This window comes from Paenibacillus sp. E222, from assembly GCF_013401555.1.
Lineage (GTDB): Bacteria > Bacillota > Bacilli > Paenibacillales > Paenibacillaceae > Paenibacillus.
On sequence record NZ_CP058552.1, the window covers coordinates 6,169,420 to 6,195,087 of the forward strand.

The following is a 25,668-nucleotide window of genomic DNA, read 5'->3' on the forward strand; positions in this document are numbered from 1 at the left end:
ATCATTTAATTACATGCCTATGTTACGATCCGAATCAACGGAATCTGCCTGTTCCTTGTTCGGGAATGGCCACCAGTTGGCACGGCCAAACATTTTCACCATTACTGGAACGAAGAATGGCAGGAACAGCAGAGAATACAAGATCAGTCCGCTGAGTACAACCGTCGCAATCTGCATCATCGAAAGAACTCCCGATGGATACATTGCAGCGAAGGTACCACTCAGAATGACGGCTGCAGACAGGATGACCGTACCCATGTTTTTCATGGCATACAGCATGGCATCCTGGACTCTCATACCTTTGTTCTCATTGAAACGGTCCATCAGGAAGATGCTGTAATCCACTCCCAGTGCAATCAGCATGACAAAGCCGAAGAACGGCGTAACCCAACTGATACCCGAGAACCCGAGTATATTCACAAAGATCGCTTCAGTCAGGGCCATCGATGTGAAATACGCCAGCAGCAACGAGACGATCAGATACAGCGGCATAATAACCGAACGGAGCAGCAGGACCAGAATGATAAACGTTCCTGCAAGCATCAGCATAACCGTGCGCGTGTAGTCGTTGTTGGAGACTTCCTGCAGATCTGCAAACGTGCTGGTTACCCCGCCAATGGCAATATCCGCTTTTTCAAGCGCACTTCCCTGCACCGCACGATGTACCGCAGCTTCAATATCCGGAACACGATCAATCGCTTCGGTTCCGTATGGATTCTCCGCAAAAATAACGTCAATCGTCATCGTTTTCCGATCTTTGGACAGATACGTATCGAATACCTGTGTGAAGTCCTTACTATTCAGTGCTTCTTCAGGAACATACCAGCCTGCCAGATCGGAATCAGGCGAGTTCTGCAATTGTGTCAGGTAATCCTGTGCTGAATCGAGTCCACCGGAAACCTGTTTGATTCCATCTACACTCTGATTAAGACCATCTGTCAATTGCGTCAATTGACCACTGAGATCCGAGAAGCCTTGCTGAATTTTTTCCTGACCGCCCTGAAGCTGACCAAGTCCGTTCTGGATGGAAGGAATCTCACTAATCACTTTACCTTGACCGTCAGCGGCCTGTTTAAGCCCGGATTGCAACTGACTGATTCCGGTCACAATCTGACCCAGACCATCGGCAAGTGCCTTCTGACCGGATGCTGCGGAGGCAAAGCCTTCGTTCGCCTGATTGATTCCAGCCGCGGCTTCGCCCAGCTTGGTTTGAATTTGACCCAAACCTTGAGCGAGCTGTGCCGTGCCGGTACCTGTTTCACCAAGGGTGCCTTTGACCCGCTGATAATCGGCGTCTTGCAGCAAATCAGGATAGCGCTCCTCAAGCGCTGTGAACGATTCATTCAAGCTGGTCAACGCTGTAGATACACCTTTGAGCTGTTGTTGCAGTTCACCTACACCATCACCCAGTGCAGCGACACCTGCTCCTGCCTGACGATAGGCTTGAAGCAATTGATTGTTGGCCTTAGCCAGCTGATCTGCACTCGTTTTGGCTTTCTGCAGACCTGCTTTTAGATCCCCCGCGCCCGAGGAGCCGTCACGGATGCCTTTTTCAATCTGCTGAAGTCCTTCCGACAACTGTGTAATACCAGACTGCAATTGGGAAGTACCTTTGGTCAGTTCTCCAGCTCCATCCGCAGCTTCTTTAAGTTGCGGTTCATTTTTGCTTAACTGACTGCTGGCTTCGCTCAGACCATCACGGATTTTATCCAGACCCGTTTTACCTTCGCCCAAACCATCAGACAATGTCCCTACTTGCTGTGTCACTTCAAAATCTTTGATCTCATCACCGGTTGGACGTGTCATGCTGCGGACACCAGAGATCCCTGGCACTTTCTCCACTTCCCGGCTGATCTTTTCGGCGAGCGCCATATACTTGGCGTTATCCATAGCTTCATCATTTTGAATAACGACCTGACCCGGCAACGATTCACCCGGACCAAAGCTGTCCGAAATGATATTGAATGCTTTGACCGAATCATATTTCTCACCAATCTCATCGAGGCTGTTAAACGACAGTTTGCCGTCGTAAGTTGCCAGTAATGGCACACATACCGCTGCAACGATGAGCAGGGCTGCCCATGGACGTTTTAGGGAGAAACGACCTGCTGCACCATAAATCTTGCTCTCGGCATGCTCCAGTGAACCCTTGGAAGGCCAGAACAGCCTTTTGCCCAGCACTGCCATGAAAAATGGAACAATCGTCACTAATGCCAGCATCATCACGGCAATACCGACAGCCACCGCTACCGCGGAACGATACAGCATAAACTGTGCAAAGCCAATGGCAATGAATCCAACCAGCACGGCAAGTGCGGAGAAGAATACCGTTTTGCCTGCTGTGCGGTAGGTAGCAATGATGGCATCCCACGTATTTTCATGATGAGCCAATTCTTCCTTGAACCGGCTAATCAACAGGATGCAATAGTCCGTACCAATCCCGAACATGACCGCCACCATAAAGATCTGCGTAAACGTTGATATAGGGAAGTCTAGTCCGTCCACAAGGAACGCGACAATCTGCTGTGAAACAATGTAGCTGATCCCTACCGTAAGCAGTGGAACAAATGGAGCAACAAAAGAGCGGAATACAAGGAACAGGATGAGCAAAATAAATACAACAGTAATGTACTCCGATTTTTTGAGTCCTTCTTGGGAGCTTTCCACCGTATCCTCATCAATCAAGCCTTTGCCGGTTATGTAATGCTCCACATTGACCGATGACAAAACTTCATTAAGGTCTTCGCGCATTTCCTTGACCGTACGGTCTCCCTGATCAATGGAAAGCGACGTTAAGATCGTCTTGCCATCGGCAGAGATCATTTTGTCTGATAGTTCAGGCTGAGAGAAAGGTTCCAGTATGGACAGAATACCCAGCTTCTCTTTTTCGGCCTCCAGTTTCTTAACGGCTTGTTCTGCCTCTGCTTTGCCGTCGGCACCCAAACCATCCGGATTATAAAATACAAGAGCCAACTGGCTGCCCTGCTGCTCTCCCTTTTGTGCTGCGGCTTCGTCCAGAATCGCCGCTGCCTGGGTGGAAGAGTGCCCTTCAGGAACCGAAAACTGTCCCTTTTCCCGAATCAATTCACTCATGTTAGGGGCGGTGAACATTAATACGGCAGCCACAACGACCCATAGCCCCATCAACCACCATCGCGCTTTCAAAATCGTTCTCATTCGTTCTCCTGTCCTCCTTCATGCGTTAGCAAAGCTGCAAGCTTCTCAAAAGATTCAATGAAGTTCTGAACCTCTTCCGGTTTGAAATGGACCAAGTACGGCTCCAGAATCTGCTGTATTTCCTGTTCTGTTTCCTTGTATACTTCCCGTCCATTGTCCGTCAGGGTCAAATAAACAACTCTGCGGTCGCGCTCATCCCCGGCCCGATGGACCAGATCCCGATCCACTAGCTTGTTGACCAGAGCTGTGATACTGCTCTTGCCCACACATAAAAGCTCTGCCAGATCAGAGGGCGTGCATAACGGCTTCTCCTCGATCAAACGAAGGGCACAGAACTGATCAGTAGTAATCGTTTGCCCCAATCGTTCGCGTATTTGGGTATCAAACCGTTTGGTTACCAGGAAAGAAGCGTCCAAATAGCGGTTAACCAAACTTCTAGCATCCGGTGTGTTCATTCTTCATTCTCCTTCCTCCAACATATAGTTCACTTACAGAACTATTCTTCAATCAAACTATTCTATAATGAAACTATATTGCAAAGCAATACGTTTTTCCTATTTTTTTTAAACAAACGACAAAAAAACAGGACGTCCGACTCAGCTGCTTCGCCAAATCCAACATCCTGTTATGATTATGCTCTCTTTACGTTACACAGTAGTAGACAGTTACTAGTCTTCGTCTTGCTCTTCGTCTTTTTCCAGCACACAGCGGAATCGCTCCACACCCGGATACAGCTCACCCAGGCTGTACACCACAAATCCCGTATTTCGATAAAACTCTACCGCTTCCACATCGGTCTCTGCGATCAGTCTGTCGGGGTTATATTTGGCGAGCACCTGTGATATCATGCCACGACCATAATTTTTAAAACGATTCTCAGGCAGAACTGCAATATGATGAATAGTGATCTCACTCGTTCCTGTAGATTCATATCCAATCAGACCGATCAGCTGGCCTTCGTCTTCATAACCGTCCAAATGCAGCTCATCCTTATCAACATACTGTTGTAACGCACGATTCAACTGATCCGGGTCCGGAAAGACCGAGTAGGACAACAGCTCCTGCACTTCCGGCTCCTGTATGCGTGATTTTAAATCAATTAACACCCTGATTCCTCCTATTAACTTGCTTGATTCCGTTATCGTATTGTAGTCGTTAGCCATTAAAAGTTCAAGTCGTATGCCGTTTCAGCTCCGATTGGAGTGCTGACGTGATATCTTCAGGCACCTGGATTCCTGCCAAATGATATGCACTCAACAGTGCACCTCCGACTGCCGGCTCATGGCTGGTCATGTAATGAATTTCTTTTCCTCCTGGTTTATAGGCTGCCTCCAGCCCCTTTCGAACGGCCTCCACCATATAAGGCGTACTCAGACAACTTCTTGTAAGTGTCATGGACACATGCTGATCTCTAAAACACGATGCAAGCATGAGAATACCCACAACAGCCGTATCCGCTGCCGAGTCACATACTCTGACCGCAAGAGGGATATGTTCGGCCGCTGCTTTGGTGACCAAAGGAGCCATTTGACCAAATATGCGATTGAGGGCCTGTCTATTTCTGGCAAAACCTGATACCACCAGTGCAGCAAGCTCCGTTATTGAAGTTACATTCCAATAGGCTAATATCTGCTCGATCCAGGATCGGTCCAGTGAACCATAACGTCCCGCAAGGATGGAATGCACCACGTCATAAGCCAAAAAACGGGCTGCTGTTGGCGCATAGTGGCCGAACTGGTCATTGCGGAGCCAGGTTCCTTATTCCGTTTTACCCATAATCAGAGAGCCCGTGCCTCCAATAGCTACAATGCCCGGCTCACCGCCAAAGGCTGCCGTATGTGCAATATGCGTATCATTTACTGCGCTGATTCTGCCCAATATACCGGTTTGGGCGAGTAAAGCTTCAGCCCAGACTGTATCCTCTGGCTGATCCAGGCCTGCCATTCCCGCCTGAATGAAGGCAATCTGCTCCACTTCTAACCCAGCTATGCGAATGGCTTCAGCGATGCCCTCCAATACATCCTGCTCTGCATTGGCATCATGATAGCGGTTGCAACCACCTTTTTGCACATATGACAAAATCTTTCCGTTCTCATCCGCCAATGCCACCCGTGTATGGCTTCCCCCGCCATCCATCCCAATCACATATGTACTCATTCTGATCCCCCATGTTCTGGTATGATGATGTCCCCTGTCCCATGATGCTTCTCCTGATGTTTCGATCAAGCTACTCAATTAGTACGAACTGCCGGGACCCCACCCCACTATTCGATCCCGGCAGAACACTGCTACTGCTACTGCTTCTGTGCAGCGAAACGAAGCAGTTCACAACGGAACTGTGTCGGTTCGTCATATTTTTCCTCTTCGATCGTCTGTGTTACATGTTCCTGGAGCAGAATATTCCAATCCGAATAAGCCTTCTCCAGTAATGCGATAGCCTCAGCTGTGGGCAGATTCAATTCAATCAATGGCTCAATCTCCCGGCCTGTGTTGATTTCCTTTTCCTCTACACTCGTACTCATCGTGATACAATGAATGCCACCTGTACGAGTTCCCACTTGCAAACGTTCAATAGCCTCCACTAAGGCTTGTTTATTTGAAATATGTTCCAGACAAGAGCAAGCCGCAATATAATCAAAATGATTCGGCTCGATAGCGTAATGCTCAACATCGGCTTTCTCTGCTTGCACGATATGATCAACCTTATATTCTTTGGCATATTTGCGAAGTCCATCTACAGCCTCATCCAGCAAATCCACCCCGATTACTTCACTGTTCGTTTGCCCGAGGCGCTGTGCAATGGGTATCGTATGTCTGCCTACACCACATCCCAAATCGAGAACTCGCAGTTCCGTCTTATGGGCAAGTAGACGCTCAAGCATATCCATAACCATAGGCATGGGCCTTGCCATCCAGGTACCGGACGCGAATAATTCATTATTCTGATAGAAGTTGGAATGGTAACCTGCCTCTGCTTTCCGTGCAGCTTCAAATTGTTCATTTCCCATAAAAGCACCTCCATAGCTTAGAAGTTAATCGTCAATGTCCCCGAACCTGTGAACAGAATAATCGTGAGAATGACCATCACTACAAATGCCCCGGTTACGAGCAATTTACCTGTATCCTGCTTATACGTATTGTCATTAAATAACATGACGCCGCCAATGGTCATGGCTACCGGAGCAAGAAACAGTGTCAACAGAACAAGCAACACAATTGAATATCGATCCAATATTAATTCATCATTTTCAATCATGTACGGTTGCTCAGGCTGAGCCGTTTTGGTAGTAACCAGATTGCCGCAGGATTTGCATTTGAACTCATCCTCTGCCATTTTTTCATGACAATACGAACAAACTCTAGGTGTATAGGGCATCTCGCACCTCCCCTTAGGTACATCTTCTACTTAATACCCAGGATGCTTAATTGGAATCAGATGAATGATGATACTGCAGAAGAAGGCGATAGGTTTTTGGTCAAAAAGGATTCAAGCACCTCTTCATATCGGGTACGATCCACTTGAAACGCTGTTCCATGACCCGCACGAGGGATAGTCAACAATTCCTTTTCTGTCGGACATGCTTCATATAGTCTGTAAACCATTTCTGTCGGTACAAACGTATCTGCCTCACCGTGAATAAAAAGAACGGGAACTTGAACTTTGGCGAGTTGAGTTAATGCCGATGCCTCCCCAAAGAAGTAGCCCGCCTTCCATTTGGAAATAAGACTGGTAACGGGAATAAACGGAAATGCAGGCAACTTGTATAGCTGCTTGAGCTGGAAGGTTAATTCCTCCTTCACGGAGGTATAAGCACAATCCGATACGATGGCCTTCACCTGATTAGGGAGAGCTTCACCGCCTGTCATCAATACTGTAGCCCCTCCCATTGAAATTCCATGCAAGATGATCTCCGTCTCCGTGCCAACCTTGCCCTGAACCCAATGAATCCATTGAACATAATCTTTACGGTCCAGCCAGCCGAATCCGATGATGTCACCTTCGCTTTGTCCATGACCACGATCATCCGGCATCAGTATATTGTAGCCCCGTTTTTCAGCATAAAAGCGGGCAAAACCCGCCATCTCCCTGCCTTTTCCCGAATAGCCATGGGCCAGAATAACCGTCGGCTGCTGCAATCCACTGTGGGAAGGAAGCCATGTTCCATGCAGCTTTAATCCGTCATGTGATTCAATATTTACATCTTCGGTTGGCTGCGTATCAAGCCACGTCAAGTCTGATGCACTGCTGATTATTTCGTTATCCGGTTCGGGCATGAGGTTCGGATTATCGACCAGAAATGATTTTGGAGCACGCCGAATGGCGGTTTTGAAGAAGTAAAGTCCTCCTAACCATAGTAAGGCAAGAACGACTAGCACCAGAACGGCAAGGCCGTATAATAGCATGAACATTTCCCTCTCTTTCAGTCAATCTTCCACGTGAAACAAGTATGTATATTATCTATCGTTTGGCAATTTCTCCGTACACGGATGGTGATTGCCACTTCTGGATCATGTTCTTCAGAGCTTCAAGCGTGAAGGGTTTGCCCATAAAATCATTCATCCCGGCTTCGAAACATTTCTCTTTCTCTCCATCCATCACATTTCCTGTCATCGCAATAATCGGAATAGGATGCCACATCTTATCCAGCTCTATGGCTCGGATATGGCGTGTCGCCTCCAGTCCGTCCATTACTGGCATCATGTTATCCATCAGGATCATACTATATTTTTTGCTGAGAAAAGCCTCACTAGCCTCTTCCCCATTGGAAACGGCATCCACCTCGGTCATGCCTAGCTTTTTGAGCTGCATCAGCACAACCTGCCGATTGATAACGTTATCGTCTGCCAGCAAGATTGATATCGGAATGGATATATGGCCTTGCTCCTCCTGATTTTCCTTGCCGCCGCGAATCATCTGATGGGGTAACGGTTCAATCGTTCTGCGCGATGAGTTCATCTCGCCATGTTCATTAGACATCACTTGATCACTCTCCTAATCACGAATTATGCCATACTGCATTACGAAGGCTTCACTCATCCAATCGTTTCCAGCAGCTGCAACAGCCTCGACCTTATCCGTTAAATATAACCATCTATTCATTATACATGAACGACGAATGGCATACATTCATATAAAAAAACTGACCTGCGTTATTAACGCAAGTCAGTTTTCCCCTCTGCAGCGAGTCCAAGCTTTTTTAACAAACGAATCGCATCCGCCTTTTCCGAAGGTTCCAGTCCATCCACCGCATCAATGATCACCTGGTGGTGCTGAGGAAAGATTTGTGTAAACAAATGTCTTCCTTCCTCCGTCAATTCAGCGTATATGACACGCCGATCTTCCTTGGATGCTCGACGAATCAGCAGATTTTTATTCTGAAGCTTATCCACAACATACGTAATATTACCGCTGGACATTAACACTTTCTCACCGATCTTTTGCAACGCCTGCGGCCCTTTATGGTATAACAAATCAAGCACGCCAAATTCTGTCGTATTCAGTCCATGACTCTGGATATCCCGGTTGGACCTGGATGTAACGGAATTGTATGCGCGAGCGAGAACCACAAATAATTGTAAAGACAGTTCCCGATTGTCCTCGTTGTTCGGCATTTCTTAATCCTCCATCAGTTGTTTACATTTCGACCTGCGCCTGAAGATTGGTTCTGCTCCCACTCTTCGCGCAGCATTCCCATACGAATTGAATCATAATGTTTGCCATCCACGATGCGGCATTTGCGCATGCGTCCTTCCACCTGCAGTCCCGCCTTCGAAGCTGAACGCATCATTCGTTCATTGCCCGACCATGTTGTTAATCCAACCCGGGCTACGGGCAATTGCGCGAATAAGTGACTGGACCACATCTGAAGTACTCGCGTGCCGATCCCGCGCCCCCATTGGGCTGATCGATATAACACTATTCCCATTTCCAGCCACATGGATGGACGATGTTCCCAATAATAGCTGATTGTACCTACGATTCGGTCATTCAGCTCAATAATTCGAATGGAGTCCGGATCAGAGTTGCTCTCAGTTGCTTCAAGTCTTCTTAACATGCTCCGTTGGAAGTCTTCGTAGCTCTCATGTTCAAGGGCATAATATGGCGCATCCCATTGCTTCCATTCCGGTACGTCTTCACTGTAGATCAATTCATAGAGTTCAGTCAGATCCTCTTTCTCCATACATCGAAGAACAATCTCACCATCCACTAGCGGGTTTTCCCTCATCTATGCAATGACCTCACTTTCCGTTCATGAACGATGACGCTCATCGATGCTGCCATCATCCTTCGCAAGAATGACGGTGTCCGCCATGTCAATAAACAATCCATTATCGACAACACCTGGGAGCATGTTTAACTGAACGTTAAGCTCCGCTGCATGTTCTATGGCTTCCATGCGGCAATCCGCAATGAGGTTTCCATTATCCGTAAGATAACGTTGATCCCCGTCCATGCGCCATTCCGGTTGACACCCGAGTTTCTCCAGCGCCTGGAAGGTCCATTCAGATGCAAAAGGAACCACTTCAACCGGCAACGGGAATTTTCCAAGCTTTTGTACGGCTTTGCTGCCATCAGCCACAATAATCAGTTTGTCGCTGTTTGCAGCGACAATTTTCTCGCGCAAAAGCGCACCGCCGCCACCTTTGATCAGGTTAAACTCAGGATCAACTTCATCTGCACCATCAATGGTCAGATCCAGACGTCCAATTTGATCAAATGGAACGATCGGAATTCCCCACTCTTTGGCGAGCTTGTCCGATGCTTTCGAAGTAGCTACAGCCTGAATGTTTAACCCTTCTCGTACCCGCTCACCAATTCGACAAATAGCGTAATACGCCGTTGACCCTGTACCCAATCCAACCTTCATTCCATCTTGAACATATTCTGCCGCGCGCTCAGCTGCTATCTGTTTAAGATTCATCTATAAACCCCCGCCTGCTCATGATTTGAGAAATGCATACTGTAGTTATTATAGATAAAACCGCTTCCGATGTATATCTGTGCATGACGTATTGAACTGGGAAACTTGGCCTGTTTCTCTGCTTCACATGTGTCGTTGATCCTTCTTATGTAAATTCTTGGTTAGATTCTCCTCCCTGATATCTTATTGGTGTGGCAGAAGAAAGTCCGTTTTCTGTCATTTTCACTATTTTTTCAATGTTTAAGGATGTTTTTTGACCCACCATGTTATAGAATACAGAATGAAACTAAAAAATGGGAATTATTTTAAATAAACAGTTCTAAATACCTACATCTCACTTCCATATGTCCATAAATACGTAAAATATTAAAAAAGTTTTAACAAAACTATTCAATTTGACGACATTTTATACGACATATTAAGTATAGATGTGTTTTAATAATTAGACACCTATAGGTATCTAGGTAAAAATATCTCTACATAGCGACCAGGAACCCAAGACCATGGTCGCACATTTTACCTTTGGAGGGGATAAGGAAATGACTTAATTTACATCATGAAGACAGCAGCATATTATCAATTCAAAGAAGATCAGGAGTGGACTTTAGTGAAATCATTAAGTTGGAAAAGCATGTCTTTTTTCTCCAAAAATCTGTTACTCTCATTTACTAACATTATTATTATTGGCGTGGCACTTATTGCCAGCAGCTATTACTTTCAAAAAACGATTCTCGTTGACCAGCTACATGGTCAAGTAGAACAAATCACCAAAAAATGGGCAGAGGGCATTGATTCCACCGAAGTACAGGCTGCTATTACAGAAGCCAATTATGATGGAAAAGCACAAACCAAATTGCGTGCCTATTTCGATGAAATGCAGCAATATTATCCCAACATTGCACAAGCCTACATCTTTGGTGTCGAGCTGGGTGGAGATAACAAGCGTTTAACTTCCCTTGTTGCCATGCCAACCAATCTGAAGGAAGCCTTCCAGAGTGAAAATGTAAAAATCGGCGACATGTATGAACAGCCCGTCGTTGTAGCAAATGCACTGAAAGAAATGCTGAATACGGATCGCCCGACGTTCACCACATTTTATTCCGACGATTTCGGTACATGGACAACCATTGCTTACCCGATCAAGGATAGCAACGGCAAGATTTACTCTTACTTTGCAGTCGATGCAGACGCATCAGCAGTACCTGCCGGACTGAACAAATTGCTCAAGAACGGAATTATCATTCTGATAGCGTTCCTGCTGTTATTCCTGATTATCCAATATCTTGTTGTCAAAAACACGCTTTCCCCTATTCGTCACCTGATCAAAGGGATTGATGACGTAAGTCGGGGTAATTTGAATGTCAAAATTCCGACAGGCAAAGACGATCTGGGCATTGTGAACGAAAAGTTCAATACCATGGTACGCAAGATCAACGACACCATCGTCAAAGTGCAAATCACTTCGCAAGAAGTTAACGAGTCTGCCAAGGAGCTGTATGAAGTCTCCGAGAGAAACAGCGAGAATGCTGATTCTATCAATAACAACGTTACTCAGATTACATCCAACATTCGTGCACAGGAACAGGCAACCCGGGACAGTGCCCGTGCGATGTCCGAGATGGCTATCGTCATTCAGACTATTGCCAGCAGTTCAGCTAGTGTAGCTGACGAGGCATATGAGATGGAACGCCGTTCTCAACAAGGAAACACTGTGGTTCGTCAGGTGTCAGAGCAGATGAATCTGATTACGGAATCTGTTAAAAACACTGCTTCAGCCATTCAGGTTCTGGAGAGCCGTTCTCAGGAAATTGGCGATATTCTGAATATCATTTCAGGTATTTCCAGCCAGACCAACTTACTTGCACTCAACGCCTCCATTGAAGCGGCACGTGTTGGTGAAGAAGGCCGAGGATTCGCGGTTGTAGCAGGTGAAGTACGTAAACTTGCTGAGCAGTCGGAACAATCCACGAGCCAGGTTGCTGTACTGATCCAGGAGATTCAGGCTGAAATCAGACAAGCCGTTCGTGCGATGGAACAAGGAACGTCTGAAGTGGATACCGGGCTCAGCGTAGCTGATCAAACCGGTCAATTGTTCGAAGAAATTTTGGAAGCTGCCAAGAAAGTATCGAATCAGATTCAGGAAGTGTCCAGCGCTACAGAAGAAATTTCTGCAGGTACAGAAGAAATGACCGCAACTGCGGATGATTTGTCTGCCAGTGTGAGTAAAACAGCTGAAAACAGTGAACGGATTTCTTCATCCGTTGATGAACAAAAAGCGTCTCTGATTACGCTTGTTGATTCCTCTACCCGTTTGAACAGCATGTCCGAGGAACTGCAAGAACTGATTTCGCATTTTAATGTAAGCAAACTATAATTCAACCCACATCTTGAACGGTTTGAACCAAGGAGGAACAACTGAAGTGGTCGAAAATCAATCATCATCTCCCCAAACAGTGGAATCTGGCCTGCCGGTTCTTCAGATTCCACTGGATTTTGGGCGCCGTCAACAATCATTTAAATACGAGTCTGCTCATATCTCACTGGAATCGTCCCTGAGTCGGGAACTAAAACAAAAATTCGGCTCAGAAGGCATGTATCCAGCATTATTGTCTGCCTACGCAGCATTGTTGTTCCGTTTATCAGCCGAGCAGGAACTTGCCATTGGCACACTGGCTCCCGATCAGGCAGCTTCCCATGTGTTATTGCAGATTCAAGGCAAGTTAACCTTTAACGAGCTGATTCATCAGATTTCAGATCAACTCCAGCAGCATTACACGCCCCAAACCGGAGGCAATCCGGAAACGCTGTTCATGTTTAACAGTGTACAGCTGCCTAAAGCTCCTCAAATGTTAAATTGGAATGTTCGTGATGATCAGGATATGCTCACACTGGATCTGTTCTATGACAGTTCACTTCTTCATGAAGCTACGATCACAAGATATGCAGAGTATTATCAGACTCTTCTTCTGGCTATGCTGCGTGACAAGGACAAAGCCATCGGTACAGTGGACATTTTATCCGCTTCAGATCGACTGCTATACCGGGAAATGAATGATACCACCGTTCTCGAACCGGAGCATCAGACCATTCATGGCTGGTTCGAAGCAACAGCAGCAGAATATCCGGAATCGCCAGCAATTACTTCATCAACTGGTCGATACACCTATAGAGAACTGAACGAACGTGCCAATCAGGTTGCCCGTGTGCTGTTATCCAATGGTTTGCAAAAAGGAGAATTCGTCAGCATCTTTATGGAGCGGAGTTTGGAAACGATTATTTCTTTGCTCGGTATTCTCAAAGCTGGCGGAGTATATGTTCCTGTTGATCCTGAGCATCCACAAGAACGCAACAGTTATATTGTCGAAGATACAGCTTCATCATTTGTCCTGACCAAAGAATCCTCTTTACCTGAAGCTTCACGTTTATTCTCAGGAATTACTACCGTTCGCCAAATCCTGGCCGTGGATGGACGCCTTGCCGGATTTGCAGCAAGCAACCCCAACCTGGATATTCAGCCAGACGACCTGGCGTATATCATCTATACCTCGGGATCTACCGGCAAACCGAAAGGTGCACTTATTGCCCATCGGGGTGTTGCCAATCTCGGTAGTGTGGTGCAAAGGGATTGCGATATTCAACCAGGTGACGTATTAACCCAGTTTGCTACATACAGCTTCGATGCATCAGTGTGGGATACGATTGGCGCCTTGTTCTACGGAGCAGAACTGTACCTGTTGTCGGCGGAAGAACGTGTATCCGTCGAGGAATTTGCGAGTGCAATTGAGCGCACAGGCACAACCATTATTACGATACTGCCAACCATCTTTTTCAACCAGCTTGCTTCCTTCCTGTCTGAAGAAGGCTTCCACAAGCTGGCCAAAGTCAAAATCATTACGGTGGCTGGTGAAGCACTCTATGGTGAGCAGGTTCGTGCCTTCCAGCGCAAGTTCGGCAACCAGATTGATATCGTCAATGTATACGGACCTACGGAATGTACGGTAGCGACAGCGACCCACCGAATTAGTGAGCAAGTTCCAGAAAGTGTCGTTAACATTCCAATCGGCAGACCGATTCATAACTATAAAGTGTATATCGTCAATGAAGAACAGCAGTTATGCCCGGTAGGCGTTCCTGGAGAGGTATATATAGCAACACCCGCTTTGGCCAAAGGTTATCTGAACCAGCCTGAGCGTACAGCGCAGGCATTCATTGATAATCCATTTGCTATCGATGAGAAAATCTATAAATCTGGCGATATTGCCAAAATGCTCGATAATGGATTGCTGGAGTATGTCGGACGCAGTGACTCCCAGTTAAAAATCCGGGGTCACCGGATTGAGATTGGAGAGATCGAGGATCATTTTGCGCGTCTGGATCAGGTTCAGGATGTTGCCGTGATTCCGAAGAAGGAATCGGATGGTCAAAACATGCTCGTAGGGTACTTTACATCCAAGGATGGCAGTACGCTTTCCGTTGCAGACATTAAAGCCGAGCTAACGGTTAAGCTTCCTTCCTATTTTGTACCGAAATGGATTTGTCAGCTGGATGAAATGCCGATCGCACCGACAGGCAAAATCAATCGTAAAGCGATGGTATCTCTGCCTCACGTAGAGCGTCATGAAGATCGACCTTATCGGGTACTGCCGGAGACGGAAACCGAAGCGATTATTCTGGAATCCTGGAAAGAAATTCTTCAACACGATGACTTTGGTGTGGAGGACAGCTTCTTCGCCATTGGTGGTGATTCTCTACGTGTCATCCATGTATTGGTCATTCTGAAGCCGCATTATCCACAGCTGAAAATTGCTGACTTTTTTGCCGAGAAAACGATTCGTGCCTTGGCACAACGTGTGGAGACGCTGGCTCAAGCTACAGAAGAAACTTCCCACTCCTCAGTAAATGACGGCGTGATCACCCAATTGTCAGAACATCCTGTAGAGCTGAGAACCCAGATTGGATATCCGGATATTCTGAATCCCGAGCATGTGCTCCTAACTGGGGCTACCGGATATCTTGGATCCCATGTGCTGCAACAGTTGATTCTAACTTCGAATACACGCATCTATACTCTTGTTCGCCGCCCCACAGACGGAAGTTCTGCGATGGAACGACTGAGCAGCGTCATGAAAGGTTACTTTGGACCGGAACTGCTACCTCTCCTCGCATCCCGCGTCGAGATTATCGAAGGCGATCTGGAACAACCGAATCTTGGTCTTTCAGCAGAGCAGACAACATACGTGCAAGAACGAATTGACCGTGTGATACACTGTGCCGCCGACGTACGACATTTCGGGGATGCAGCACAATTCGCCAAAACCAATGTAGATGGTACCATTGCCTTGCTTAAGCTTGTTCGCAGCAAACCGGGTGCCTCCTTCCACCATGTATCCACGATGGGAATACCGGAAGATCTTGCACTCAGTGGACAGTGGGAATCCTCATTGCAATATGATCGCTTCCCAGCGGATCTGCATGTGGACAACCTGTACTCGGACAGTAAACTTGAAGCAGAGAAGGTGCTTATGCTTGCTGCCGAAGAGGGTGTACCTGTGAGCATCTATCGTGCAGGTAATCTGACCTGTCATTCCGAGACAGGACGTTTCCAGTCTAATATCGATAGCAACGCCTTTTATCGTATGATTAAAGCAATGTTATTGCTGGGCAAAGCTCCGGCAGCCGACTGGATGGTTGATTTTACACCTATTGATTATGCAAGCCAGGCGATTGTACATCTGGCATTACGCCAGGACACAGCAGGACGGGTATTCCATATCTGTAATCCGGAGCCAATCAGCTACGATGATCTGATTCGTTCTGTGAATCGGGCCGGTTATGAAGTGGAAACTCTGCCTTTTGCAGAGTACACCAACTGGTTGTTCGATGGCAGTGTCAGCAAGGACCCTGAGGCGCTTCAACTGGCTATCGCCCAGCTTGAAGGAGACGGTGCCAAGGATTCTGCATACGTGTATGCCTCACCTGTAACAACTGCTTATGTGGAACCAGCCGGCATCACATGCGCCAAAACCGATGATCGTTTCATCTCAAAAATGCTCGAACATGCCATCGAGATTGGTTATTTCCCTAAGGCCGTCCGACCGCAGTTTGGCACTTCTCCAAAGATGGAATAAATCCAAAACAGTAAATGCATATTGTGCATCCATTGATGCATACAAAGAAAGCCACCTCAACGTCAGTGATGACGGATAAGGTGGCTTTTTTCCTTCAGGAAGACTTTTTAAATCCAGCGGATCAAGGCAATGACAGCCAAATGTGCAGGATAAAAATAACGCCAAATCCAACGCGGACCTTTCAGACGGAACCCTGCGTTATAATACTGGGCAATGGCAATGCCTGCGGTAGCAATTACGCTGTACATCTGAATAGAGCTGCTGTGCAGATAAATGTATAAAACATTTAAGAGCAAATGAGCCATTACCAGTACAGGACCCTGGAAGTAACGGAACAGCAATACAAGCAGTAATCCATACATACCATAATCCATATGGGTCATCTCCATGACCACACCAGCCACGATCACAATTGGAATTCCCAGCAAACGGACCGGAAGTTTATCGAGCACAAGCAATACGAGCAGGGCAGACCATAATGTCCATACCACATTCAGCGAAAAATGATTAAAAGCCGCCATAAAAGGTAATTGAGAGATCACTGCTATCCAGAATAACCGCCATATGTATTTTTGTACGTTGCGAGTATGTTTATAACCGATATACACGGCAAAAGCATAGATTGGAAAAGCAATCCGGCCAATGATTCGTAGCTCCCCCACTTGGGGGTAAAAGATGGCTCCGATATGATCGATCAACATCGTGATCATGGCTATCCATTGCATCATTTTGTGCTAATCCCTCCTGCTTATCCTGAACTTTGGGGTTCTCCAAGTCTTTCTTATATCTGAAGTTCATAATACATGAACTTGGTGTCCAGCGTATAGCCTTCCGACTCATATAATACCTGAGCCTTCTTGTTGCTTATTGCCGTAGAGAGCGCTATGCGCACAGCTCCACTCTCTTTCCCCAATAGTCGTGCAGCTTGCAGCAGCTTACGTGCAATTCCTCGCTGCCGATGATCCGCATGCACGTACAGATCATTAAGTACCCAAATTGGCCTCATGGACACTGAGCTAAAGCTGGGATACAGCTGTACAAATCCACCAAACTCAGCCGATAAAGGCTTATCCGTCAAGCTGCAATCACCTGCTTTTTCTGCATCCACTTCCGATTCTGCAATCAAAATAACAGATTCACTGCGTTCCATACGTTCTCTGATATATGCTCTCGCTCCGTTTAGATCTGTAAGCTGATCGTAAAACATCCTATATTCATTGAATAACCGCGCCACTCCGTTAACATCGCTAAGCTCAGCACGTCTGATCCGATACGCCATCTTCCCTCATCTCCTTATGTAATATGTCTCTACCCGCTTCATTCCACCCTCTTATTTTAAGGCAGAACTGACGATCTCCCCATTCATCATCTGCATCAAAGTTTGTAATATATTTCGATAATCCAAACTTAAAAGTATATTTCATTGGAAGCGTCGCACACTATAGTCAGATTACAGGCTCAGCATTACAGCATAGGGAGGCGAAACTGAAATGGAAAAGGACAATATCTATGAACAGGTTAAAGCGCTCTTGCTGGGTGTTGCCGACATGATCTATCAGCCATTTCAGGTCGGACCTTATCGCTGTGAACTCATTTATATTCAGTCCATAGTGGACACCCCTACTATGCGGGAAGCCATTATTAAGCCTTTGCTTGAGGAAGCCTCCCGAAATGAAATAGATCATCAATTCATTACTCGTATCGTGACCGGTTCCTTTTTCACCCTTAACAGCCACCACTCGAATTCAGCAGAATCCATAGTGGATGATATTGTGTCAGGTAATGCAGCCTTATATATCGAGGGTATTTCGGGCATGATCCATTTCGCTCTCCAAAATTATCAAAGGCGTTCCGTAGCGGAATCAACCAACGAAGTTGTAATTGTTGGTCCTCAGGAAGCCTTCATCGAAGATGTTCATGTAAATATGTCACTGCTTCGGCACAAGATTAAGCATCCCGATTTCAAAATGATCAAGTTCACCGTTGGAAAATATACCAAAACCGAGGTATTCGTTGTCTATATCCAAGGGTTATGCAAGCCAGACATTTTGGAAAATGTATTGGAAAGCCTTGGTAATATTGATATGGACAGCAGTTTGGGCGTAAGTTATCTGTCTGAATTTCTGGAGGACCATCCCCTCTCTCCTTTTCCGCAATATCAATATACCGAACGTCCCGATACGGTTGCTGCTGCACTGGTTGAAGGGCGGATCGGGGTCATGCAGGACGGAACACCGTTTTCCCTGCTCATTCCCGTAACCTTTTTCTCATTAATGCAGTCTTCGGAAGACTATTATCAACGATTTTATTCTGCCTCCTTTATCAGAATTATTCGTCTGCTGTTTGCCTTTATAGCCTTCCTGCTGCCATCCTTTTATGTGGCTGTTACCACATTTCACCCGGAAATCATTCCGACCAACCTGCTGATTACGATCGCTTCTGCTAGGGAGAACATTCCCTTTCCCGCCCTCATTGAAGCGCTCATTATGGAAGTGACCTTTGAAGGTTTGCGTGAAGCGGGGATTCGTATTCCGAAGCCGCTGGGGCAAACGGTTTCCATTATTGGCGGGATTGTTATTGGTCAGGCGGCCGTACAGGCAGGAATTGTCTCCGCACCACTCGTTATTGTCGTATCCATCACAGGTATTGCCGCCTTTATCATCCCGCACTTCGAACTCGGACTGGCTTTCCGGCTGCTTCGTTTTCCGGTGCTATTTATGGGTGGAACGCTGGGTCTGTTCGGCATCGTAATTTCGATCTATCTGATCTATTGGTATATGGTTAATCTGCGTTCATTTGGCGTGCCATACATGCAGCCCTTTGCCCCCCTTGTGCTGCGTGATATCAAGGATACGATCGTTCGTGTGCCCTGGTTTCTGATGAAGAAGCGACCAGCAGCTTACGAAGATGCGAATAAGAAAAGGCAAAAAACATGAAAACATTGATGATTACGTGCAAACTGAGTGTTGTTTTGATGTGCATTTTACTGTGCAGCGGCTGCTGGTCCAAAGTAGAGATAAATGAACGTACCTTTATTACGACCATGTATGTAGATAAAGGAGAAAAGCCGGGTGAAATTGATATTTCACTAAGTATGCCTCTGCCGAACCGCATCTCTCCGGAAGGAACGGGAGGACCCGGGAAAAATCCATATGCTCTCGTTTCGGCTACCGCATCCACCATCGCTGATGCTATGGAGAAAATCCAAACGGACCTCACACGAAAAATGTCCTGGGGGCATACACGGGTCGTGGTATTCGGTGAAGCATACGCCAGAGAGGGAATTCAAGATACGATGGAATGGATCTCACGTGAACCTTTGTTCCATCTTAGCAGTTACATCATGGTTGCGAAGGGCCGAGCCAGAGATGTAGCTGATCTGACTCCCGTTTTCGAAGAAACACCCAGTGATGTGTTAAGAGAATTTGCAACAGAAGAAAACATGCTAAAAACGCAAATGCTCAGTGTACTTATGGCTGACAAAATGAATCAGGGCTTTGCCGCCCCCTTGCTGGAATCAAGAGGAACCACGATGGCAAGTGAGGATAATAAACGTAAGCAATGGACCAGTCAGGTAGGTGGTGCTCTTTTCAAACAGATGAAGATGGTTGATTCGATCCCTCCCGATGAAGCAAGGAGCATTGCCTGGGCCAATCGCAAATTGGATACTTTGGCTGTCTCCGTGGAAACCGAGGATGAAAAAGCAAGTATGACGGTCTATAATACGAGTTCCAAAATCAAGGTTAGACTTGTAAATGGACAGCCTTTCTTTGATATTACTTTACGGGGGCAAGCAGAACTGAATTCCGTAATTCCGATTCTCAAGGTAAAAGATATTGTGGGTGTCAAACAGATCGAGCAAAAGGCCAATGAAAAGGTGAGTTCCTATCTAACAAACGCAATTAGAACAGGCCTACGCAAGAAAGCCGATATTCTGATGCTTGGGTATCGCCTGGAATGGGCATATCCTCGGATCTGGGAACAGTTGCGTCCCGTTTGGAATGATTATGTCAAAAACGAATTGCAGTTTAAGGTGCGTGCCCAGATTAACATCCAGTTTGTAGGTTCGGAATCCAGCTACTGATAGGGACAGAGGAAGCGTCAGGCCACTTTAGGAGGTAAACCAATGATCGCTGTTGTTTTGTTTGCCATACTGTACATATTGGAGTGGCCCATGATCAAATCCAGCAAAAAGGGAATGAAAAGGGCCTATTTCATTCTGCTGGGCTTATTTCTTCTGTGGAATACGTTGGCTGTCTCTGTAGCGGGCTGGCCTAATCCCAATGATGTCATCAGGCTGCTCTTTGGCTGGGCAGACCGCTTGTTTGGCTAAGAAAGGAGTGCGCCATGAGCAAATTATCTTCCGGACAAGCGTACCGTTTTATGTTTGTCTACCTGTATTCCGAACCCATTGCTTTCCTTTTGCAGCGTTTGTTCAAAATGAGCGGTTATCAAGGGTGGATATCCATCCTTGGCGGGTTTGCGATCAGTCTGATCCTTCTCTTTTTCACATACAGATTAGGAGCGGTTCACCCGGATCGGCCCTGGATTGATTTTGGTGAAGAAATTGTGGGCAAGGCCGTTCACAAGCTGTTCCTTGGTCTTATTGTGTTACTGTGCCTGTATTTGATATCCGTTGACGTAGAGAATTTCATCGTTTTTCTTCAATCCATGTACTTACCCGAGACACCTATATGGCTGACAGCAACCATAACCATTTTAAGCATCAGTCTTTCAGCTCGTTCAGGCTTGATTACCATTGTTTATTTATCAGAAGGCATATTTCTGGTGCAAATCTTCACGTCTACTTTTCTCATGCCAGCTGTATTGGGTGGGGGGAATCCTGATGTACTTCTTGCCATGGTAACGCATCATGATCTGAAAGAAATTTTCACAGGCTCGATTTCCACCATGCCCTGGTTTTCCGAATGGATGATGTTCCTGTTCCTCGCTCCTGCCATTGCTTTCCGGCGGCCGATGCTACGAAGTATGTTATTTGCAGGCTCTACGCTTGCATTATTCATTATCGTGTTCTGGATGTTTACCTTAATGAATTTTGGACCTTACGAAGCCAGCAGTCTTCGCTACCCTTTGCTGGAGATGATACGTTTTGCTCGTTACGGCGATTTTTTGGATAACCTGGACCCTTTCCTGATTGCCATCTGGTCTACGACCATGTTTACTCGCAGCTCGTTTCTGTTATATGTAGCCTCGGTTTGTCTGGCCAAACTTACCGGAGTCCGGCAGGAAAAAACGGTGGTTTACTTGCTTGCAGGGACTGCGGCCTCTTATGTGCTTCAATATGCAAAAGATGCGGCTTCCTATGAATTAGCCATTCGTTCATTTGCCATTGCTACGTATGCCGTGCTTATTGAGTGTATGCCTATACTGTACGTTGTTGTTTACTGGCTGCGTTTCGGGAAAAACAAAAAAGCGAGCGAGGCTTCTGCCGCCTCGTCGCCTTGACAGTGTATTCAATTCAATTCAGTTCGACTTTTTTCGCTTGTGAGTAAGGATCAGTATCTGGGAAAATAACCCCTTTTTTCAAAATCAAATTGGCATACTGCGCACGTTCACCGGTTGCAATGATGGCATAGGCGCGAGAAGCCCTCTCATAAAAAGCAAAACGCTCTTCATGATCAAAGGCATCCGTGATGCCCTCATGTTCAAGGATCAGCCTGCGGTAGTCTTCCCAGATGATCGGCACCACCTGATCCCCCTTGACGACCTGCATAACGGCTGCCGGCCGCTCTGCGTACGTATCCAGTGGATACAAACTTAAAATGGCTTCCAGTAACTCCACGGTACCCAGCGCATCACAGCGAATCAGCCGCTTCGCATGACTGGCAGCGGGAAAGTTGCCATCAGCCAGGACCAGCTCGTCTCCATGACCCATTTCAGACATGATCTTCAACAGTTCCGGAGGTATTATTGCAGGAATGTTCTTCAGCATACTCAGCTCTCCTCAGTCAGCTCCAGAATCAGCTGGAGCAGATTCGTCTTCCTAACCTCACCATCATATTAACCCTATTTCCGCGATACAACGGCACTTCTATTTTATCAGTATTTACCAACGATTGCATATTTGAATGTTGCAGAAACATTATTTTACTAACCATTTACATATGGAAGGCATTTGTAACTGGCGCAGATTTTCATAAATCCGTTTTGACAAAATTAATTGTTTAGCATATAGTTGTTATAACAAGTAAATGAATTGTGACTATTTTATTGGAAGAAAGAGAGGTTTATATGGGGAACGACTATTCACTCGATCAATCCATTGGATTCATGCTGGGCATGACACACCGTAAGGCGTCGGCTGTACTAGCCATACGTTTCAAACCCTATGATATTACGACAGAGCAATTTTCCGTTCTGTTCAATATCGGTAGAGGCGAAGGCGTGAATCAGAAGGAAGTCGCCACTCGCGTTTATAAGGACCAACCCACAACTGCGCGCATTATTGATCTGTTGGAAAAGAAAGGCTGGGTCGATCGCCGGACCAGCGAACAGGATCGCAGAGCCTACTTGCTCTACTTGACCGAAGAAGGAAAAAAATTGCTTGACCAGCTTGTTCCGCTCGAAAGAGAAATGAATAAAAATCTGATTGAAGGTATTCCCGAAGACCAGATGGAAGCATTTAGACATACTCTTTCCCTCATGAACAGCAACCTGTAACGAATTTTACACCAGGGGGAATGAACAACAAATGAAATCACAAGCATCGCAAGTCAAATTATGGACCACCGATTTTATCCTACTCATGTTATGTAACTTTCTACTCTTTCTGCAGCTTCACATGATCGTATCCCCACTGCCTTCTTATGTGCAGGACCGTTTTCACGCCAATGCCTTTGAAGTCAGCCTCTTCACCTGTCTTTTTGCCCTTAGCGCCATTGCTGCCCGGCTCTATTCAGCCAAAGCATTGGAGAAGGGTCTTCGTAATGCCATGATCTATATTGGCCTGACAGTCGCCTTACTCGCTACACTAGGATATTACTTTGCTGCCGGAATTGCTGTCCTGTTATTGCTGCGCATGGTGTTCGGTATCGGATTTGGCATGAGTAGCACGGCTTTCCCGACTATGGCATCAGATATTGTACCTGTGAAACGGATGGGGGAAGGTATGGGCTATTTCGGCCTGTCCACAAGTCTGGCCATGTCCATGGGTCCCATTATTGGGGTTACCGTGCTCCAGGGCGCTGGATTCGTGACACTTATGTTATGTACGGCAGGTGTTATTGCGGTCATCTACCCGCTCAGCTATTCACTGACACGCAAGAAAGCTCGCAGGGTCAATGATGAGGCGGTACCGACCCCACCAGTTGGAACAGCTGCGATATCAGGCACCAAAGTAAAGACGCCTTTCAACCGCAAGCTGATTCTGCCAAGTGTACTGAATTGTTTGCTGTCCATCACGTATGGGGGACTGGTCGGATTCATCGTTTTGTACGGAAAGGAAGCCCACCTGGCTAACCCAGCGCTGTTCTTTTTGTTCAATGCTCTGGCTGTACTATTGGTCAGACCATTTGCAGGACGAATCTATGACAGTAAAGGTCCAAAGGCGTTACTGATTCCCGGAGCGATATTCATCGCTGCTGGACTGATCACGCTCTCTTACGCTTCATCGATGTCCATCTTGTTTGTGGCTGCATTTTTATACGGAATCGGATATGGTTCCATACAGTCCTCCATGCAGACCTGGATGATTCAGATTGTGTCCCCTTCACAGCGTGGTATGGCTAACGGTATGTTTCTGAATACGCTGGATCTGGGAATTGCTCTGGGAGCACTTCTGCTGGGTGCTATTGCTTCAATAACCAGTTATACTGATATGTACCGTTATTCCATTATGTTCATGATCCTGTTTCTTCTGATATACCTGATCCAAGGGAAACGAAATGGAGGTTTTGCTGTGCCTGTGCATCCGCTATTGAGTCATACACATATCTCCGCACAGGATTCCGATCAGCATAAGCACACTGAAAATGCATCTAAAAATAACACAACTACTCAACAAAAAGATAATTGATACAACTACGCTGCTGTAATTCAATTTCAGTAAAAACGCGTTTACTCTATGGAGGAAAATACATCCCTCAGAGTAAACGCGTTTTTTTATATTCTTATCAGAGTGGACTTTTCTTTCTACGCCCTGGCAGATAACCATTAGACTGATTCACTTCATCATAATCACGTTCACGATGATTTTGACCACCGCCTGATGTAGGCTGATTTCCTTTATCCGGCTTGACGGCCAATAACGTGAGTAAGCCTCCCACCGCCCCGGACGCGGCGAGAATCCCAAACAGAAGGAAATGGTGGGAAGAGATCAGCAATGACACAACAGGAGGACCTAGGGACACGCCGATAAAACGCATGCTGCTGAACAACGCCGTGATGGTGCCGCGCTGTTCCTTGTCCACCCCTTCAGTAACCATAGCATCCAGACATGGCAGTGTAGCCCCTATTCCTGCTCCGCCAAGGGTGAACAAACCCACAACTACATAAATGTTGTCAAAAAGCCCGATCACGCCAAGAGATACAGTTAAAACAGCGAGTCCGATGAACCCTAGCCATTTCATCCGTGTCTTGTTCTTTCCTATCCATTTTCCAGCAAAGAAAGACGCGAGACACAAGGCTGCCAGTGGTATGGCAAGCACAAGACCTTTAATGACACCCTTTAATTTGAACTCCGATTCCAATGTCTCCGACAGATAAAAGAGCACACCAAAGAGAACAAACATGCAAATACCGCCGATCGCAAAAATCGCATACAGCCAGCGGCCCTTTTCTTTCAGCACACTGCGGATGGAAGCCACAAATTCGGGAAAGCTCTGGTGTTCTTCTTTTCTTTTGGGTGTTTTCACCAGGAAAATAACCAAAACCAATGAAAGCACACAGAGCACCGGAATAGCCATAAAAGGCAAATACCAAATCCATACAGCCAGAGCTGCACCCAAGATCGGACTTAGAACCTTGCCGAAGGTATTCGAGGTTTCAATAATCCCCAGGCTCTTACTTACCTCGTTTTCATCATCAAACATATCACCAACCAATGGGATGACAATCGGAAAAGCCCCTGCCGCTCCAATCCCTTGCAAAAGTCTGCCACCGAGAATGGTCCAGTATGCCGCATTTCCATTCAGCATCCAGGCCGCTCCTCCTGCTACCGCGCCTCCTGCGGCTGCAATGATGAGACTGGGAATAATGACGGCTTTCCTGCCGAAACGATCCGACAGATATCCTGCAAGTGGAATGAGCAGGATTGCGACGACCGCATAAACCGTAATTAACATGCTGACCTTGAATGAGGACACTTTCAATTCACGCTCAATCTGCGGAAGGATGGGGATCAGCATGGAGTTGCCCAGTGTCATAATGACCGGGATGGAAGCGAGTGCGACGAGGTCCCACTTTTTATCTTTCATACCTCA

General features: G+C 46.5%; 24 protein-coding genes. 8 read left to right on the forward strand and 16 right to left on the reverse strand.

Annotated features, from left to right (window positions below):
• Nucleotides 1-9: 9 nt before the first annotated feature.
• The 12 genes from HW560_RS27350 to rpiA all read right to left on the reverse strand — a co-directional run bounded on the left by HW560_RS27350 (nt 10) and on the right by rpiA (nt 10,100).
• Nucleotides 10-3,177, reverse strand: a complete 3,168-nt coding sequence (locus HW560_RS27350) for an MMPL family transporter (protein WP_179265193.1) — start codon at nt 3,175-3,177, stop codon at nt 10-12.
• Nucleotides 3,174-3,632, reverse strand: coding sequence for a MarR family winged helix-turn-helix transcriptional regulator (locus tag HW560_RS27355; protein WP_090895824.1), 459 nt, complete (start codon nt 3,630-3,632; stop codon nt 3,174-3,176). Before HW560_RS27355 ends, HW560_RS27350 begins: the two co-directional genes overlap by 4 nt.
• Nucleotides 3,633-3,845: 213 nt before the next feature.
• Nucleotides 3,846-4,283, reverse strand: coding sequence for a GNAT family N-acetyltransferase (locus tag HW560_RS27360; RefSeq protein ID WP_090895821.1), 438 nt, complete (start codon nt 4,281-4,283; stop codon nt 3,846-3,848).
• A gap of 64 nt (nt 4,284-4,347) precedes the next feature.
• Nucleotides 4,348-4,878 carry a hypothetical protein gene (locus tag HW560_RS27365; RefSeq protein WP_179265194.1) on the reverse strand — a complete coding sequence of 177 codons (531 nt, stop codon included), beginning with the start codon at nt 4,876-4,878 and terminating at the stop codon, nt 4,348-4,350.
• A gap of 57 nt (nt 4,879-4,935) precedes the next feature.
• On the reverse strand, nt 4,936-5,334 hold the full coding sequence (locus HW560_RS27370) for a BadF/BadG/BcrA/BcrD ATPase family protein (RefSeq protein ID WP_179265195.1): 399 nt from the start codon (nt 5,332-5,334) through the stop codon (nt 4,936-4,938).
• Nucleotides 5,335-5,471: 137 nt separating this feature from the next.
• Nucleotides 5,472-6,185, reverse strand: a complete 714-nt coding sequence (locus HW560_RS27375) for a class I SAM-dependent methyltransferase (protein WP_090895814.1) — start codon at nt 6,183-6,185, stop codon at nt 5,472-5,474.
• A 17-nt stretch (nt 6,186-6,202) separates the two neighbouring features.
• Nucleotides 6,203-6,553 carry a hypothetical protein gene (locus HW560_RS27380; protein WP_090895812.1) on the reverse strand — a complete coding sequence of 117 codons (351 nt, stop codon included), beginning with the start codon at nt 6,551-6,553 and terminating at the stop codon, nt 6,203-6,205.
• Nucleotides 6,554-6,609: 56 nt separating this feature from the next.
• Nucleotides 6,610-7,581, reverse strand: coding sequence for an alpha/beta hydrolase (locus HW560_RS27385; protein ID WP_179265196.1), 972 nt, complete (start codon nt 7,579-7,581; stop codon nt 6,610-6,612).
• Between the two features lie 55 nt (nt 7,582-7,636).
• On the reverse strand, nt 7,637-8,155 hold the full coding sequence (locus HW560_RS27390) for a response regulator (protein WP_179265197.1): 519 nt from the start codon (nt 8,153-8,155) through the stop codon (nt 7,637-7,639).
• A 176-nt stretch (nt 8,156-8,331) separates the two neighbouring features.
• The gene (locus HW560_RS27395) at nt 8,332-8,790 is read right to left on the reverse strand and encodes a MarR family winged helix-turn-helix transcriptional regulator (protein ID WP_024630132.1); all 459 of its coding nucleotides are present in this window, start codon (nt 8,788-8,790) and stop codon (nt 8,332-8,334) included.
• A 14-nt stretch (nt 8,791-8,804) separates the two neighbouring features.
• Nucleotides 8,805-9,404 carry a GNAT family N-acetyltransferase gene (locus HW560_RS27400; RefSeq protein ID WP_090895804.1) on the reverse strand — a complete coding sequence of 200 codons (600 nt, stop codon included), beginning with the start codon at nt 9,402-9,404 and terminating at the stop codon, nt 8,805-8,807.
• Nucleotides 9,405-9,428: 24 nt separating this feature from the next.
• Nucleotides 9,429-10,100, reverse strand: coding sequence for a ribose-5-phosphate isomerase RpiA (gene rpiA / locus HW560_RS27405; RefSeq protein WP_179265198.1), 672 nt, complete (start codon nt 10,098-10,100; stop codon nt 9,429-9,431).
• A gap of 631 nt (nt 10,101-10,731) precedes the next feature.
• Between rpiA and HW560_RS27410 the strand changes: the two genes are divergently transcribed.
• Together HW560_RS27410 and HW560_RS27415 are read left to right on the forward strand one after the other, a co-directional pair.
• Nucleotides 10,732-12,474: a methyl-accepting chemotaxis protein gene (locus HW560_RS27410; RefSeq protein ID WP_090902121.1), complete on the forward strand. Its 1,743-nt coding sequence runs from the start codon at nt 10,732-10,734 to the stop codon at nt 12,472-12,474.
• A 46-nt stretch (nt 12,475-12,520) separates the two neighbouring features.
• Complete coding sequence (locus HW560_RS27415) at nt 12,521-16,228, forward strand: non-ribosomal peptide synthetase family protein (protein WP_179265199.1); 3,708 nt, start codon at nt 12,521-12,523, stop codon at nt 16,226-16,228.
• Nucleotides 16,229-16,335: 107 nt separating this feature from the next.
• Here the strand turns inward: HW560_RS27415 and HW560_RS27420 are convergent, their stop codons facing one another.
• Both HW560_RS27420 and HW560_RS27425 read right to left on the reverse strand, forming a co-directional pair.
• Nucleotides 16,336-16,956, reverse strand: a complete 621-nt coding sequence (locus HW560_RS27420; protein ID WP_256221973.1) for a TraX family protein — start codon at nt 16,954-16,956, stop codon at nt 16,336-16,338.
• Between the two features lie 53 nt (nt 16,957-17,009).
• Nucleotides 17,010-17,507 (reverse strand): GNAT family N-acetyltransferase, encoded by a 498-nt coding sequence (locus HW560_RS27425; protein WP_090895798.1) that lies wholly within the window; start codon nt 17,505-17,507, stop codon nt 17,010-17,012.
• A 211-nt stretch (nt 17,508-17,718) separates the two neighbouring features.
• Between HW560_RS27425 and HW560_RS27430 the strand changes: the two genes are divergently transcribed.
• Genes HW560_RS27430 through HW560_RS27445 form a run of 4 tightly spaced genes read left to right on the forward strand, consistent with a single transcriptional unit; the run spans nt 17,719 to nt 21,694 of the window.
• Nucleotides 17,719-19,164 (forward strand): spore germination protein, encoded by a 1,446-nt coding sequence (locus tag HW560_RS27430; RefSeq protein ID WP_090895797.1) that lies wholly within the window; start codon nt 17,719-17,721, stop codon nt 19,162-19,164.
• The gene (locus HW560_RS27435) at nt 19,161-20,312 is read left to right on the forward strand and encodes a Ger(x)C family spore germination protein (RefSeq protein ID WP_179265200.1); all 1,152 of its coding nucleotides are present in this window, start codon (nt 19,161-19,163) and stop codon (nt 20,310-20,312) included. Before HW560_RS27430 ends, HW560_RS27435 begins: the two co-directional genes overlap by 4 nt.
• A 42-nt stretch (nt 20,313-20,354) precedes the next feature.
• A complete protein-coding gene (locus HW560_RS27440; protein ID WP_109999766.1) occupies nt 20,355-20,561 on the forward strand; it encodes a hypothetical protein in 207 nt (68 codons plus the stop codon).
• Between the two features lie 14 nt (nt 20,562-20,575).
• Nucleotides 20,576-21,694: a GerAB/ArcD/ProY family transporter gene (locus HW560_RS27445; RefSeq protein WP_179265201.1), complete on the forward strand. Its 1,119-nt coding sequence runs from the start codon at nt 20,576-20,578 to the stop codon at nt 21,692-21,694.
• Nucleotides 21,695-21,707: 13 nt separating this feature from the next.
• Here HW560_RS27445 and HW560_RS27450 read toward each other — a convergent pair whose 3' ends face one another.
• The gene (locus HW560_RS27450; RefSeq protein ID WP_179265202.1) at nt 21,708-22,181 is read right to left on the reverse strand and encodes an RbsD/FucU family protein; all 474 of its coding nucleotides are present in this window, start codon (nt 22,179-22,181) and stop codon (nt 21,708-21,710) included.
• 299 nt (nt 22,182-22,480) lie between these two features.
• On the opposite strand from HW560_RS27450, the gene HW560_RS27455 reads away from it, so the two are divergent.
• A complete protein-coding gene (locus HW560_RS27455; RefSeq protein WP_090895786.1) occupies nt 22,481-22,909 on the forward strand; it encodes a MarR family winged helix-turn-helix transcriptional regulator in 429 nt (142 codons plus the stop codon).
• 31 nt (nt 22,910-22,940) lie between these two features.
• Nucleotides 22,941-24,263 carry an MFS transporter gene (locus HW560_RS27460; RefSeq protein ID WP_090895783.1) on the forward strand — a complete coding sequence of 441 codons (1,323 nt, stop codon included), beginning with the start codon at nt 22,941-22,943 and terminating at the stop codon, nt 24,261-24,263.
• Nucleotides 24,264-24,360: 97 nt separating this feature from the next.
• Here the strand turns inward: HW560_RS27460 and HW560_RS27465 are convergent, their stop codons facing one another.
• Nucleotides 24,361-25,662, reverse strand: coding sequence for a bacillibactin exporter BcbE (locus tag HW560_RS27465; RefSeq protein ID WP_256221972.1), 1,302 nt, complete (start codon nt 25,660-25,662; stop codon nt 24,361-24,363).
• Nucleotides 25,663-25,668 lie beyond the last annotated feature (6 nt).